A 14,309-nucleotide genomic window follows, 5' to 3' on the forward strand; every position below is an offset into this window, starting at 1 on the left:
CGAGGAGGGGCCGGCGGCGGAGGAGATCCGCGCCTGTGGCCTCATCGTAGAACAGATTCGACTACAGTGACGAGCATGTCGTACCGGACGATCCCCACCAGCGTCGAGGCCGAGATCGAGATCAAGAAATCCCGCTTCCTCGCACGCCTCTCCCCCGCCTCCGACGAGGCCGAGGCCCGCGAGGTCATCGCCGACTGTCGGGCCGAGCACCCGAAGGCCCGGCACCACTGTTCGGCGTTCGTCCTCGACCCGGATTCGCGCACGCAGCGCTTCAGCGACGACGGGGAACCGGCAGGCACGGCCGGCGCCCCGATCCTCGACGTTGTCACCGGGCACGAACTCACCTATGTCGTCGCGGTCGTGACGAGGTACTTCGGCGGCACCCTGCTGGGCGCGGGAGGGCTCGTGCGCGCCTACGGTCAGGCCACCTCGGCGGCGGTGGATCGGGCGCGGATCATCACTCGCAGCGAACGCGTGCCGGTGCGCGCGTTCGTCGATTACGCTCAGGCCAATGCGCTGGAGCGGGCAGCCGGGAACCGGGGCTGGATCACGCGAGCCGACTACGGCGGCGAGGTGGGACTCGACGTCCTCGTCCCCGTCGCCGAGGTGGACGAGGCCCTGGCGATGTACGCCGACCTCACCGCCGGTCGGGCAGCCCCGGCCGTCGGTGAGGTCGAATGGGTGTGAGCCGCAGGCTCGATCGCTCGGCGAAGCCGCGACTCAGTCGAGTGTGGCGATCTTGGCCACCTGCGCATTGGTGAGCATGACGAGATCCTCCGGACGGATCTCGATCTCGAGGCCGCGGCGGCCGGCGGAGACGAACACGCACGCATGCTCGAGCGCGGTGCGGTCGATGACGACGGGCACGGCGTGGCGCTGCCCGAAGGGGGAGACTCCCCCGACGGGGTAGCCGGTGCGGCGCTCGGTCTCGGCCACGCCGGACAGCTGGGCCTTCTTCGCTCCCCTCGCCGAGGCGAGCCCCTTGAGATCGAGCTGACCGGAGACCGGCACGAGCGCGGTCACGGGTGCGCCGTCGACCTGGATCATCAGGGTCTTGAACACCTGGTCGGAGCTGACGCCGAGCTTGTCGGCGGCCTCCGAGCCGTAGCGGCGGGTGGCCGGATCGTGGTCGAAGCTGCGCAGGCTGTAGTCGATGCCTGCCAGATTGAGCACTCGAACGGCCGGGGTCGCCGCTCCTGTCGGTTTGGATGCAACTGTCATAAGGGGGTAGTGCCTCCTGCCCGCAGGTCCGCGGGAGACCTTGGGCGCTGCCGCCCGGGACCGTCGATGATCCTGTGCTCCCGCGTCGATACGGACGGAATTGTTGTATCGATGCTGATGGATTACCCGCCCAGAATAGGCGACGCGCCGGGGCGAGCGCCAATCACCGCCGCGCAAAATGACTTGCCGGTAGCTTTCTCGCCCGCGTGCGCGCCTGCCCCTCAGCCCCAACCGAGTTCGTGCAGGCGCTCGTCGTCGATGCCGTAGAAGTGGGCGATCTCGTGGACGATGGTGATGACGATCTCCTCGCGCAGGTGGTCGCGGTCCTCGGCGAAGTCGATGAGGTTGTCACGGTAGATGAAGATGTTGTCGGGCATCTCGAGGCCCGAGATGCCCCGTTCGCCCATCGGAGTTCCCTCGTAGAGGCCGAGCAGATGCCGGTCTCCGCTCTCCGGCCGATCCTCGACGAACAGGGCGACATTGTCCAGCTGTTCTGTCACCCCCGCGGGCAGCAGGTCGAGGGCCTCATCGAGGATCGACTCGAACTCGTCATCGCTCAGGGACTCCATGCCCACCACTCTAGTCCGCTCGCAGCTCCGGACTCGGGACGACGACGGGCCGAGAACGGGCCTGTGGGCTTGTGACCGAGGACACTCTGTTTCGTTTTGCATTCGCCGAATCGGGTGGGATAAGCTTAACGTCGTTGCCCACGGGGAATCCGAGGACAAACTAGGCCCCCATCGTCTAGAGGCCTAGGACACCGCCCTTTCACGGCGGCGACACGGGTTCGAATCCCGTTGGGGGTACGGTGTAGGATCGAGAGGTCTGAAACCACAACAGCAAGGCCCTGTGGCGCAGTTGGTTAGCGCGCCGCCCTGTCACGGCGGAGGTCGCGGGTTCGAGTCCCGTCAGGGTCGCGGAGCATAAGGCTCTTCTTCGGAAGAGCCTTTGTTTCTCTCGGCACACATGCAGCGTGTCGGCGACCAGGCTCTGTAGCTCAGTTGGTAGAGCGTTCGACTGAAAATCGAAAGGTCACCGGATCGACGCCGGTCGGAGCCACCACCCGAAAGACCCCCGCCCCGGCGGGGGTCTTCTCATATCCGGAGTGCGCCTCAACCCCAACCTGATCGCAGTCTCCATTCGACAAGGGACCTGGCCTGATACCGTGGCTCGGCATGATCCACGAACAGGCCCGCCGATCTCCGGAGACGCGCACCGATCGGACACAGCCGTCGAACCCGGCAGATCGCATCGTCTCCATCGACGTCATCCGCGGAGTCGCCATTGCAGGCATCCTGCTCATCAACATCCGCTACTTCCTGTCTCAAGCCGGTCAGTCGGCGGATCCCGTCGGCACGGACGCGGTGACCTGGCAGCTCGTCGACGATGTCGCCCTGGGCAAATTCCATTTCGTTTTCGCTTTCCTCTTCGGCACCAGCGTCCACATTTTTCTCACGCGGCTGCGCGCGAAGGGCCGATCGACATGGGTCTACGTCCGCCGGATGGTCATCCTCGTCATCGCAGGACTCATCAACTCGAGCTTAGGCGGCATCGATGTGCTCGCCTCCTACGGTGTCCTCGCTCTCCTGCTTCTGCCGCTGAGCCTGCTGCCCAGGTGGTCATTCGTCACTCTCGGCATCCTGGCCGCGATCGTCCCCGATGTGCTGCAGCTGATCACCGGCGTCGGCGGAGTCGACCTCCAGCTTCCTCCCCTGCTGCTGCCGCTGCTGTCCTTTGCTCGGACCCTCGGTCACATGGTGCTCGGATTCCGGCTGGCCGAACTCGGCCTGTATTCCGCGGCGGCACGCTTCCCCGTCACCGGCATCTTCGCCCTCAGCCTCATCGGCTCCGTCCCGCTCTGGCTCTGGACCAGCGCCGCCGGCATCGGATCGACTGACGCTCACGACATCGCCTTCCGCACCGCAATGGTGCCCGGCTTCATGTACGTGACCGGTCTGATCCTTCTCCTGCGCACCCGCCTCGGCGCGACATGCCTGTCCTTCCTTCGCCTGTACGGCAGGATGGCCTTTTCGAACTATCTGGGTCAGACCGTGATCTGCGTTCTCACTCTGCCGCCGCTGGCCTCGGCCGGTCACATCTCCGCCCTGGGCGGTCTCGGGATCTGGGCAGTCATCATCATCGTCCAATGCGCCCTGTCGACGGTCTGGCTGCACTTCTTCCGCTACGGCCCCCTCGAGTGGCTGTGGCGGTGCGGGACCTACTGGGAACTCACGCCTCTTCGGTCGGTCAACGCTTCCCGGTCATGATCACCCGTCGTATCGCCCCTTGATTTCACCGGCCACTGGAGTAGGTTGAAGGGGAGTTCGATTCCATGCACCACGTCGGTGTGAGGCATGGCGAAAGGAGCACACGATGACGAACAATCCGACGATCGAGGAACTCAGCCACGAAGGCCGGACCTTCCCGCCCCCAGAGGAGTTCGCTGCCAATGCGAACGTCACCGCCGAAGAATACGACAAGGCCGCTGCCGACCGCATCGGATACTGGGAGGAGCAGGCGAAGAGGATCACCTGGGACACCCCGTTCGACACGGTCCTCGACTGGTCGGACAAGCCCTTTGCCAAGTGGTACGTCGGAGGCAGGCTCAACGCCGCCTACAACTGTGTGGACCGACATGTCGAGAACGGTCTCGGCGATCGTGTCGCCTACTACTTCGAAGGCGAGTCCGGAGACACACGCACCATCACCTATTCCGATCTTCTGCGTGAGGTCTCCAAGGCCGCCAATGCGCTGACCGAGCTCGGTGTCAAGACCGGCGACCGGGTCGCGATCTACATGCCGATGATCCCCGAAACCGTCTTCGCCATGCTCGCCTGCGCCCGCCTCGGCGCTCCGCACACCGTGATCTTCGGCGGGTTCTCCGCGAGCGCGATCGCCGACCGCGTCAAGGACTGCGGAGTCGAATTCGTCATCACCGCCGACGGCGGCTACCGCAAGGGCAAGGCCTCGGGTCTGAAGTCCGTCGTCGACGAGGCCATGGTCGACTGCCCCGAGGTGCGCAACGTCCTCGTCGTCCAGCGCACCGGCCAGGACGTCGACTGGCAGGAGGGCCGCGATCTGTGGTGGCACGATGTCGTCGACCGCCAGTCCGAGACCCACACCCCCGAGGCCTTCGACTCCGAGCATCCGCTCTACATCATGTACTCCTCGGGCACGACCGGAAAGCCCAAGGGCATCCTGCACACGACCGGCGGGTACATGGTCGGGACCTCGTTCACCCACTGGGCGGTCTTCGACATCAAGCCCGAGTCCGACGTCTTCTGGACGGCCGCGGACATCGGCTGGGTCACCGGTCACTCCTATATCGTCTACGGTCCGCTGGCCAACGCCACCACCTCGGTGCTCTACGAAGGCACCCCCGACACACCCCATCGCGGGCGCTGGTGGGAGATCGTCGAGAAGTACAAGGTCTCGATCCTCTACTGCGCTCCGACGGCCATCCGCTCGTTCATGAAGTGGGGACGCGACATCCCCGCGAAATTCGATCTCTCCAGCCTGCGCCTGCTCGGCAGTGTGGGCGAACCGATCAACCCCGAAGCCTGGATGTGGTACCGCGAGCAGATCGGCGGCAACCGGTGCCCGGTGGTCGACACCTGGTGGCAGACGGAGAACGGCAGCATCCTCATCAGCCCGCTGCCGGGCGCGACAGCGACCAAACCGGGCTCGGCGATGCGGGCCCTGCCCGGAATCGTCGCCGATGTCTTCGACGACGAGGGCCGATCGGTCGAGCCGGGCAACGGCGGCTACCTTGTCATCAAGGAACCGTGGCCGTCCATGCTGCGCACCCTGTGGGGCGATGAGGAACGGTACAAGAAGACCTACTGGTCGCAGTATCCCGAGGTCTACTTCGCCGGTGACGGCGCGAAGATCGACCGCGACGGCGACTTCTGGGTCCTCGGCCGCGTCGACGATGTTCTCAACGTCTCCGGTCACCGGATGTCGACCGCAGAGATCGAATCCGCTCTGGTCGCGCATCCGAAGGTCGCCGAGGCGGCCGTGGTCGGTGCCCGCGACGAGATGACCGGGCAGGCCATCGAGGCCTTCGTGATCCTCCGCGAAAGCGCCGCCGACGGCGGCAACGACGTCGTGGACGAACTGCGGGGCCATGTGCGCAGCACGATCGGACCGATTGCGACGCCGAGGTCGGTCATGCTCGTTCCCGATCTGCCGAAGACCCGATCGGGCAAGATCATGCGCCGCCTGCTCAAGGACGTCGCCGAGAACCGCGAGGTCGGCGATGTCACGACGCTGGCGGACTCCTCGGTCATGGATCTCATCCAGAAGGGCATCGCCGAGGGCTGATCCGCCCGGTTCGCTTCATTCGCCGCCGCACCCTTGCGGTGACTCACGTCATACTGATGTACTGTTGAGTAACTTTCGGGTGGGTCGTCGCATGGTGCGGCGTCCGCATCCGAGAGTCGCTGGACTGACCTCGACTGCAAGGATGCAACGAATGAAGCGTGGAACGACGATCGACGGCGCCCGGGTGCTCATCACCGGAGCAGGCAGCGGAATCGGCAGGCTCATGGCCCTCGACGCCGCAGCGCGCGGAGCCGCCGAGATCCTCATCTGGGACCTGTCCGCCGACAGCGGAGAGGCCGTGCGCGATGAGATCACGGCCGCCGGCGGGCAGGCTCGGGCGTTCGAGGTCAATGTGGCGGATTCCGCCCAGGTCGAGACCGTGGCCGAGCGAACGGGACCGGTCGACATCCTCATCAACTGCGCCGGCATCGTCACCGGCAAGAAGCTCCTCGATGCCGACGAGGCAGCGATCCGGCGTGTCTTCGACGTCAACACGCTGGCTCTGTACTGGACGACCAGGGTGTTCCTGCCGGGAATGCTCGAACGGGACCGAGGTTCGGTGGTCACGATCGCCAGCGCCGCGGGCCTGACCGGGGTGGCCCGCCAGACTGACTACTCGGCGAGCAAATGGGCGGCCGTGGGATTCACCGAATCGCTGCGCAGCGAACTGCGTGCCGAGGGCAGCCGCGTGGGCACCCTCGCCTTCTGCCCCTTTTACATCAACACCGGCATGTTCGACGGCGTCCGCACGAAGTTCCCCCGCCTGCTGCCGATCCTCGAGGAGACAGATGTGGCCACCCGCGTCCTCGACGCCGTCGAAGCCGGTCGCGAACAGCTGGTCATGCCCTCGCTCGTGAGTCTGGTGCCGGCCCTGCGCTTGCTTCCCACACGGGCCTTCGACAAGGTCATGGACTTCCTCGGAGTCAATCAGACCATGGACCACTTCACCGGCAGGACCGGTCGCAGCCGGCAGCCGACCGCAGGCAGCTGAGCCGGTCGACGCCGAGTCCCGGCCGCCGTCCCGGCTCGGGTCCACAATGGACTCAGGGACGCACGGAAGGAAGCAGTCATGGCCACGACCGATCTGGTCCTCGAAGGAGGCGGGGCGAAGCTGCCCGGACTCATCGGCGCACTGCAGTCCCTGACCGAGGCCGGCTACGACTTCCACCGCATCGCCGGGACCTCGGCCGGGGCGATCGTCGGGGCTCTGAGCGCGGCCGGGCTGCCCGCCGACAGACTCGCGCAGAGGGTGCTCGAGCAGGACTTCTCCGAATTCGAGGACCTCTCCCCCGCCTTCCGGTTCACGCCGTGGCTGGGCAAGGTGCAGGGCCTGCTGTTCCACAAAGGCATGTACCTCGGTGACGCACTCCATGACTTCCTCGCCGAAGCGCTGGACAGACAGGGAGTGCGCACCTGGGGCGACCTCAAGCTGACCGATCCGGGATCGGCGATCCCACCCGAACGCTCCTACCGGCTCGTCGTCATCGTCTCCGACGTCTCCCGGGGCCGAATGCTGCGCCTGCCCTGGGACTATGAGGACTCCCTCGGCGTCGACGCCGACAGCCAATCCGTCGCCGAGGCGGTGTGCGCCTCGGCCGCCAGCCCCTTCTTCTTCCGCCCCCGATCCCTGCCTGCGCGGCCGAAAGCGGCCGGAGGCTCCTCCGTGCTCGGTGCCGACGGCGGTCTGCTCTCGAACTTCCCCGTCGACGTCTTCGACCGCAAGGATGCCAAGCCCGCGCGGTGGCCGACGTTCGGGGTCATGCTCTCGGCCCGGCACACCCCCGCCGCGCAGTGGCGACCCAACACCACGACGTTCCAGTACGCCCGGTCGCTGCTGTCGACGATGATCAACGCCCACGACCGCAGGCACATCGACGATCCTTCGGTGACCGAGCGGACGATCTTCGTCGACACCTCCGGCCACAGCAGCACGGACTTCGGCCTCTCAAGCGACGCCAAACTCGATCTCATCGCCGCGGGCCGCAGCGCTGCTGAGAAGTTCCTGACCCACTGGGACTGGCAGGATTGGAAGGACCGCTTCGATCGGAAGTGACCTAGCCCGCACGCGATCGACGTGCAAGAATGAGGACCCGATCCTGACGACGAGCGAAGGAGAGACCATGAGCGAGTTCGAATCGGACATGACCGACCGGCCGGATGAGGATCCCATTCTCGACGACCCCGAGCTCGACGAACCGACGGCCGCTGAACTCGACGACCCGGAGCTCAACGCCGCCGAGGTCGAAGCCGAACAGGTCGAGACCGACATCGACGATGACGAGCCGGGCGAACCGGACGTCGAGCCCGGGGCCCACGGCCCCGAGGGCACAGGTGTCGAGGGCGCCGACGATGTGCTCCTCGAAGGGGCCGACCGGGATGACGAGAACGATGAGCCCGATCTCTCGGACGAGTTCAACACCGACCAGTCACCGGCCGCGGAACAGGGGAATCGAGTCGGCGACGAGATGGTCTCCGAAGGCGATGACGACTTCGAAGTCTCCGAGCTCGACGGGGACGATCTCAACGTCGATGCCCTGGCCGATGACGGGACCGAAGAGGTCTCGGTCATCGACGGTATGCCGGAGGTCATCGACGACTCCTACGAGGAGGACTGACCACCCAGATCGGCGACCGCCCGGTAGGACAGCACACCCGCCGTCTCTGCCGGGCGGTCGTCGTCGAGGACGGCAAGGGACTGCACCGCCGCCGAGAGCGCCGAACGGTGAAGCAGCGGGCGGGCTTCGACGATCGCAGCGATTCTCGCCTGATCGTGGATTCCGGGAACGAAGATCCCGTCGGCGCCGGCCCGAGCATAGGCGTCGGTGCGTTCGATGACCTCGCCGAGGCGGTCCCGTCCGGGGCGGTGGCCCGGCGACTTCCGCCCATGGCATAAGGTGGTCTGCGGGAGAATCCGTGACGAGGCGAGGGGGAGTTCGTGGCCGACACGACAGAGAGCACCGAGGCGGCCGACCGGCTCGAATCCGCGCTCACCGGCAGAATCGACCCGCACACCCTCGATGAGATCGCCTCCCTGGCCCGGCAGGTGCCGCGGGCCGAGATCGGCCGGCTCGTGCACACCTCGACTCCGCTGCAGTCCGCGATGCTCTTCCGGGTCCTGACGAAGGCCGAGGCCCTCGACGTCTTCGAGGACCTGCCACCGGCCTACCAGGCCGAGCTCATCGGCAACCTCCGCGAACCCGAGGTCGCCGACATCGTCGAGGGACTCGACCCCGATGACCGTGCCGAGCTCTTCGGCGAACTGCCCGCGAGTGTGGCCAGCCGACTGATGAAGGGGCTGACCGCCCAGGAGCGGGCGATGACCTCCGCGGTCCTCGGCTATCCGAAGTCCGCGATCGGCCGGTACATGTCGCCCGAGGTCCTCGCCCTGCACGAGGACTGGACCGCCGCCAGGGCGATGGAGGTCGTGCGCGCTCGCATCGACGGTCCCGAGACCGTCTATCTCCTGCCCGTGGTCGGCCCCGGCCGGGTGCTGCGCGGAGTGGTGTCCCTGCGCAACCTCATCGCCGTCGATGCCGACACCATCGTCGAGGACATGGTCCGCGACTCGATCAGCACCCATGCGCTGACCGACCGTGAGCAGGCGGCACGCGAGTTCCTGTCCCACCGGCTCATCGCGATGCCGGTCACCGACCAGGAGGACCGCCTCGTCGGGATCCTGACCATGGACGATGTCCTCGACATCATGGACGAGGAGGATGCCGAGGACATCGCGCGCGGTTCCGGTACGGAACCGCTGGACCGGTCGTATCTGTCCTCGACGATCCTGCGTCTGGTCCGCAGCCGCATCGTGTGGCTGCTCGTCCTCGCCGTGTCCGCGATCCTGACCGTCCAGGTCCTCGAAGTCTATGAGGACCGCCTCGACCAGGTCGTCGTCCTCGCCCTGTTCATCCCCCTGCTGACCGGCACCGGCGGCAACACCGGCAACCAGGCCGCGACCACGGTGACCCGGGCCCTGGCCGTGGGCGAGGTGCGCATCCGCGATCTCGGCCGGGTGATCTGGCGGGAGCTGCGCGTCGGGGCCGTCCTCGGCTCCGTGCTCGGCAGCCTCGGCTTCGTCATCGCCGGCCTCGTCTACAGTTGGCCGATCGGCCTGGTCATCGGGTTGACTCTGTTGTCGGTGTGCATGATGGCCGCCACGGTGGGCGGGCTGATGCCCATCATCGCGAAGAGGGTCGGCGCGGATCCGGCCGTGTTCTCCAACCCGTTCATCTCCACGTTCTGCGATGCCACGGGCCTCATCATCTACTTCACGATCGCCACCACGGTGCTCGGGCTGCGCTGAGACCCGACGCCGGTCGACGGCGAGGCCGTCGGTTCAGGCCGACCAGGCCTCCCACAGAGCCGCGTACCGGCCTCCGGCGGCGACGAGTTCGTCGTGGGCGCCCTCTTCGATCACCTGCCCGTGCTCCATGACGAGGACCCGGTCGGCCTTCTCGGCCTGGCTGAGCCGGTGGGCGACGATGAGGGCGCCGCGGCCGGCCAAGGCCGCCTCCGCCGAGGTCTCGAGGACATGGGCTCCGGCCGAACCCGCCTCGGCGGTCGCCTCGTCGAGGATCGCGAAGTCCGGGTCGGCGAGGACGAGCCTGGCCAAGGCGATCGTCTGCTCCTGGACGGCCGACATCCGGATCCCGCCCTCCCCGATCTGCGTGTCCAGGCCTTTCGGCAGCGAGTGCGCCCATCCGGCTCCGACCGTGTCCAGTGCGGCGATGACCGCCGCATCGTCGGCGGTCGGTTTCGGCAGGGCCACGTTCTCGCGCAGGGTTCCGGAGAAGGTGTGGACCTCCTGGGCGACCATGGCGATGTGGCCTCGCAGTTCGGATTCGTCCACCGAGGTCAGCTCCACCCTCTTCGCCGAGGCTGCCCCGGTGCCGGCGAGCGCGGCGTGGCCGGATCTCGGTGGGGACAGTCCCGCCGCGATCCGGGCCAGCGTCGTCTTGCCGGCCCCCGTGGTGCCGACGACGGCGATGTGCTCACCGGGGTGGATGCGCAGGTTGACGCCTTTGAGCACATGGTTGTCCGAGTCCGGGTCGGCCTCGTAGCTGAACCACAGGTCCTCGAGCACCAGACACGGGCGGTCCGCGGTCAGGGCGGTCGACCGCTGCGGGGCCGCCTGCGCCTCGTCGATGACTCCGACCATGCGCGTCAGCGATGCGCCGGCCGATTGGATCTGGTCGAAGAGCCCGACGAGGGCGCCGATGGGGTTGAACAGGCGGTGGAAGACCAGGGCCGCGGTGGTCACGGCTCCGGCGGTGGACTCGCCGAACCACACGAGGGCGAAGCCGGCGACCAGCAGCAGGGAGAGCACGACGGCCTCGGCGCGGTTGTTCCGGCCGAAGGCGCGGGTGACGAATCGGAACACGTCGATCGACAGGTCCCGGGCCTGGCCGGAGGCAGCGTCGATGCGGTGCAGCTCCCCGGCCTCCGCGCGGTAGGCGCGCAGCGTCGCGGCCCCGGTCAGACCGCCCAGCAACCGGCCGGCGCGCCTTCCGAATGCCGCGCGTTCTTCCTTGTAGATGGGTTCTGACCTCGGCAGATACCAGCGCAGGGTGAGCCAGTACATCGGCAGGGCGACGAGGCCGACGATGCCCAGCCGCCAATCGATGGCGGCCAGCCCCGCGGCGGAGACGATGACGACGAGAAGTGATTCGACGACGAGGGGAAGCACTTGGGCGGCGGCCTCGCTGATCTTGCGGGAGTCATCGGCGACCCGGGAGACGAGATCTCCGGTGCCGGTGACTTCGATCCGCTGGGACTCCAAGCTCAGCGCGGAGTCGACGACTTCCGTGCGCAGCCCGGCGACGACGGGCATGGCGATATGGGCCAGCGCCCAGCCCCCGATCCACGTGCCCAGGGCCATGATGATGCCGGCGACCGCCACGGCCACAGCACAGAACCAGACCTCTTCGGGTCCGGCGCCTGCCGGCAGCCGGTCGACGAGGCGGCCGATCGCCCACGGTCCGACGAGTCCGGCCCCGGCGTTGGCCAGACCGGCGAGGGTGAGGAGGACGATCCAGCCGATCCGGCGGCGCAGCAGGGGGCCGAGGTGGGCGAAGGACCGGCGGCGTGAGGCGATCGACAGGGTGCTGTGCTTCGGTGCCGTCATCGGGTCACCGCCTGCCGGTAGGACTCGGCGGCGTCGCTGTCGGCGGCCAGCAGCTCGGAGTGAGCCCCGCTGAAGATCGGGCCCGTCGCCGGCGCGTAGATCACGGTGTCGGCGGCGGCGAGGAAGGCCGGGGAGCTGGTGAGGATGATCGTGGCTCTGCACTGCCGGCTGCGACGCAGCTCGGTGAGGCCTTCGGCGATCCGGGCCTCGGTGACGGCGTCGACGGCCGTGGTCGGTTCGGCGAGGACGAGGATCTCGGGGGCGGCGTTCAGCGCCCGGGCCAGGGCGACGCGCTGACGTTGGCCGCCGGAGAGGTTTCCGCCGAGTTCCTGGATCCGATGGTCGAGTCCGCCTTCGACGAGGCCGAGGAGTTCGTCGGCGCCCGCGGCCGCGAGGACCTCGTCGGTGACCGCGTGGACGGTGCGTGACTGTCCGTCGGGTTCGGACTGCTCGTCGGTGCCGACGACCATGGTGATGTTCGAGCCGATGGTGCCTTCGAACAGGTCGACGTCATGCGGTGCGACGAGCATCGTCGCCGGTCCGAGCCCGCGGGCGCGGGCGGACAGCGCCGAGTGCAGCCGGGCGCTGTGCTCGGCGGTCTCGGTGACGATGCAGGTCAGTTGCCCGCCGGCCGTGGTGAACTCCTCGTCGCCGCCGGGCCAGCCGGTGATGGTCACGCCGGAGTCCGAGACGGTGACCTCCGGGGCCTGGGCGGTCGAGTCCTTCTCGGCCTCGGCGTCGATATCGCCCAGCAGTCTCGAGATCCGTTCGGCGGCGCCGTGGGATTGGGCGAAGAGGCCGACGATCTCGGCCAGGGCCCGCATCGGTTCGGTCAGAAATGCGGTCATGCCGAGGATGCCGATCAGGGCTCCGACGCTCATCTGCCCGTCGATGAGGCGCAGGCCCGCAACGATGAGGACGATCGCGAGGACCGCGGACATCACCAGGGCGCCGAGGCCGGCCAGTCGCCCGGTGCGTTCACCGGTGGCGATGCCGGCCACGGCCGCGGCATCCGAGGTCTGCCGGTAGCGGTCGACCGCCCAGGTCTCGCCGCCCATCGCCTTGATCACCCGCAGCCCGTGCATGAGGTCGGAGGCCGAGCGTCCCGCGGCGGCGACGGCCTCGAGCTGGGCGGTGGCCTTCGCGGACACCGACCGGCCCGGCAGCGCGACGATGATCAGGCCGATGGGCACGGCGATGAGGACGACGAGACCGGTCACGGGGTCGGCGACGAGCAGGAAGACCGCGGCGGTGATCATGCCCAGCACCGAAGCGATGCCGCGTCCGGCCTGCTGGAAGGACATGGAGGCGGTGTCGGCGTCGGCGGAGGCGATCGAGAGCACCTCGCCCGAAGCCCGGTCAGCGGGCAGGTTCGCCGAGGTCAGCGCCGCATGGGTGATTTCGACGCGCAGCGCATGCGCTTCGCGTTCACGAGCGGCATTGCACGAGCGGGCCCCGAAGCGATATCCGAGGCTGAGCACGGTGAACAGCGCCCCGACGCCGATGATCGAGACGATGAGCATCGGCCACGACAGCGGAATGATCGCGCGATCGACGACGATTCCGATCGCCACGGGAACGAGCGCTTCGCAGACCTGCCACAGCGAGAGCATGAAGGCTCCGGGCAGCAGCAGTGACAGGCGCCGACGGGCGGCTCTGATCAGGAGGGACGAACCGGAGGAGGGAAAACTCGGCACAAAGGCTACCCTAACACCACTGCCGCAGACACGGTTCTCAGGCGTGCTGGGACAGGCTCTGTGCGGTGATCGGCCGTACAGTGTCCCCATGACGATTCTTCGCAATGTCCGCCTCGTCGGAGACGGTGGCCCGGCTCAACCCGTCGACGTCGAATTCGATGCGGCGATCACGTCGATCCGCCCGGCCGCAGAACCCGCGCCGCAGGCGGCGAAGACACTGCTCCCCGGTCTCATCGACACCCATGTCCACCTCGGCGAGCGCTCCCGGCTGGTCGACGCGCTGCGGTCGGGCCTGACATCGGTCGTCGACCTCGGCACGCACCCCGACTCACTCATCGATCAGCTGCGCGCCGACGACGAGCTGCCGGCGATCGTCAGTGCCGGATCGGCCGCCTCGGCGCCGGGAAGCACGCAGATCGAGATGATGGGGTCCCCCGCCGAGTCCAGGGGTCGACGTGCTCACCCACATCCCGTTCGACCGCCCGCTTCCGGAGGCCACACTGAACCGGCTGCGGGAGTCCGGCACCGTCGTGTCCCCCACGCTCGTGATGATGCGGGCGATCATCGACGGCCGCCTCGGCGACCGTGCCGATGCCGCCTTCGGCCTCGCCCTCGACAATGTCCGCGCGATGGATGAAGCGGGCGTCACCGTCATCGCCGGAACGGATGCCAACGAAACGGCGTTCGCCCCGGTCCATCACGGTCCCTCTCTGCACACCGAGCTCGCCTATCTGGTCCAGGCGGGGATGAACCGCACCGAGGCGATTCGGGCTGCGACCTCAGCGGCGGCGGATGCTCTCGGGCTTCGCGATCGCGGTCGTGTGATTGAGGGTGCCCGTGCGGATCTGCTCCTCGTCGACGGTGATCCGCTCACCGATCTCGATGCACTCCGCTCCCCCGCCGAGGTGTGGGTGGCGGGCGATCGACTCGTGCCCTGACATCGA

The 14,309-nt window shown here is 67.7% G+C and carries 15 protein-coding genes and 3 tRNA genes; 11 read left to right on the plus strand and 7 right to left on the minus strand.

The features are described 5' to 3' along the window. The first annotated feature begins 75 nt into the window (after positions 1-75). The gene (locus ACQE2J_RS16425) at positions 76-687 is read left to right on the plus strand and encodes a YigZ family protein (protein ID WP_426936652.1); all 612 of its coding nucleotides are present in this window, start codon (positions 76-78) and stop codon (positions 685-687) included. A gap of 33 nt (positions 688-720) precedes the next feature. Here the strand turns inward: ACQE2J_RS16425 and ybaK are convergent, their stop codons facing one another. Both ybaK and ACQE2J_RS16435 read right to left on the minus strand, forming a co-directional pair. After that, positions 721-1,221: a Cys-tRNA(Pro) deacylase gene (gene ybaK, locus ACQE2J_RS16430; protein ID WP_426936653.1), complete on the minus strand. Its 501-nt coding sequence runs from the start codon at positions 1,219-1,221 to the stop codon at positions 721-723. Positions 1,222-1,442: 221 nt separating this feature from the next. Continuing rightward, the gene (locus ACQE2J_RS16435; RefSeq protein ID WP_426936654.1) at positions 1,443-1,790 is read right to left on the minus strand and encodes a metallopeptidase family protein; all 348 of its coding nucleotides are present in this window, start codon (positions 1,788-1,790) and stop codon (positions 1,443-1,445) included. Between the two features lie 164 nt (positions 1,791-1,954). On the opposite strand from ACQE2J_RS16435, the gene ACQE2J_RS16440 reads away from it, so the two are divergent. The 8 genes from ACQE2J_RS16440 to ACQE2J_RS16475 all read left to right on the plus strand — a co-directional run bounded on the left by ACQE2J_RS16440 (position 1,955) and on the right by ACQE2J_RS16475 (position 8,159). Continuing rightward, positions 1,955-2,027 (plus strand) — tRNA-Glu (locus ACQE2J_RS16440). A gap of 37 nt (positions 2,028-2,064) precedes the next feature. Then, positions 2,065-2,138: transfer RNA gene (locus tag ACQE2J_RS16445), tRNA-Asp, on the plus strand. Between the two features lie 69 nt (positions 2,139-2,207). Then, positions 2,208-2,283 (plus strand) — tRNA-Phe (locus ACQE2J_RS16450). 113 nt (positions 2,284-2,396) lie between these two features. Next, positions 2,397-3,488: a DUF418 domain-containing protein gene (locus tag ACQE2J_RS16455; protein WP_426936655.1), complete on the plus strand. Its 1,092-nt coding sequence runs from the start codon at positions 2,397-2,399 to the stop codon at positions 3,486-3,488. A 106-nt stretch (positions 3,489-3,594) separates the two neighbouring features. Next, positions 3,595-5,544, plus strand: a complete 1,950-nt coding sequence (acs, locus tag ACQE2J_RS16460) for an acetate--CoA ligase (protein WP_426936656.1) — start codon at positions 3,595-3,597, stop codon at positions 5,542-5,544. Between the two features lie 151 nt (positions 5,545-5,695). After that, on the plus strand, positions 5,696-6,535 hold the full coding sequence (locus tag ACQE2J_RS16465; RefSeq protein ID WP_426936657.1) for an SDR family oxidoreductase: 840 nt from the start codon (positions 5,696-5,698) through the stop codon (positions 6,533-6,535). Positions 6,536-6,613: 78 nt separating this feature from the next. Next, positions 6,614-7,597, plus strand: a complete 984-nt coding sequence (locus tag ACQE2J_RS16470; RefSeq protein WP_426936658.1) for a patatin-like phospholipase family protein — start codon at positions 6,614-6,616, stop codon at positions 7,595-7,597. A gap of 67 nt (positions 7,598-7,664) precedes the next feature. Next, positions 7,665-8,159 (plus strand): hypothetical protein, encoded by a 495-nt coding sequence (locus tag ACQE2J_RS16475; RefSeq protein WP_426936659.1) that lies wholly within the window; start codon positions 7,665-7,667, stop codon positions 8,157-8,159. Here the strand turns inward: ACQE2J_RS16475 and ACQE2J_RS16480 are convergent. After that, positions 8,144-8,554, minus strand: a complete 411-nt coding sequence (locus tag ACQE2J_RS16480; protein ID WP_426936660.1) for an isocitrate lyase/phosphoenolpyruvate mutase family protein — start codon at positions 8,552-8,554, stop codon at positions 8,144-8,146. The two genes, ACQE2J_RS16475 and ACQE2J_RS16480, sit on opposite strands and share 16 nt — an antisense overlap. Here ACQE2J_RS16480 and mgtE point away from each other — a divergent pair. After that, entirely contained in the window at positions 8,480-9,847 is a 1,368-nt protein-coding gene (gene mgtE, locus ACQE2J_RS16485) for a magnesium transporter (protein ID WP_426936661.1), read from the plus strand. The two genes, ACQE2J_RS16480 and mgtE, sit on opposite strands and share 75 nt — an antisense overlap. Positions 9,848-9,880: 33 nt before the next feature. On the opposite strand, the gene ACQE2J_RS16490 is transcribed toward mgtE, so the two are convergent. Genes ACQE2J_RS16490 through ACQE2J_RS16505 form a run of 4 tightly spaced genes read right to left on the minus strand, consistent with a single transcriptional unit; the run spans position 9,881 to position 13,828 of the window. After that, positions 9,881-11,668 (minus strand): ABC transporter ATP-binding protein, encoded by a 1,788-nt coding sequence (locus ACQE2J_RS16490; RefSeq protein ID WP_426936662.1) that lies wholly within the window; start codon positions 11,666-11,668, stop codon positions 9,881-9,883. After that, positions 11,665-13,365, minus strand: coding sequence for an ABC transporter transmembrane domain-containing protein (locus tag ACQE2J_RS16495; protein ID WP_426936663.1), 1,701 nt, complete (start codon positions 13,363-13,365; stop codon positions 11,665-11,667). Before ACQE2J_RS16495 ends, ACQE2J_RS16490 begins: the two co-directional genes overlap by 4 nt. 37 nt (positions 13,366-13,402) lie before the next feature. After that, positions 13,403-13,687: a hypothetical protein gene (locus tag ACQE2J_RS16500; RefSeq protein ID WP_426936664.1), complete on the minus strand. Its 285-nt coding sequence runs from the start codon at positions 13,685-13,687 to the stop codon at positions 13,403-13,405. Between the two features lie 6 nt (positions 13,688-13,693). After that, positions 13,694-13,828: a hypothetical protein gene (locus ACQE2J_RS16505; protein WP_426936665.1), complete on the minus strand. Its 135-nt coding sequence runs from the start codon at positions 13,826-13,828 to the stop codon at positions 13,694-13,696. Between ACQE2J_RS16505 and ACQE2J_RS16510 the strand changes: the two genes are divergently transcribed. Then, positions 13,821-14,303, plus strand: coding sequence for an amidohydrolase family protein (locus ACQE2J_RS16510; protein WP_426936666.1), 483 nt, complete (start codon positions 13,821-13,823; stop codon positions 14,301-14,303). The two genes, ACQE2J_RS16505 and ACQE2J_RS16510, sit on opposite strands and share 8 nt — an antisense overlap. Positions 14,304-14,309 lie beyond the last annotated feature (6 nt).

The sequence above is a fragment of the Brevibacterium sp. LE-L genome (genome assembly GCF_050214925.1).
Lineage (GTDB): Bacteria > Actinomycetota > Actinomycetes > Actinomycetales > Brevibacteriaceae > Brevibacterium.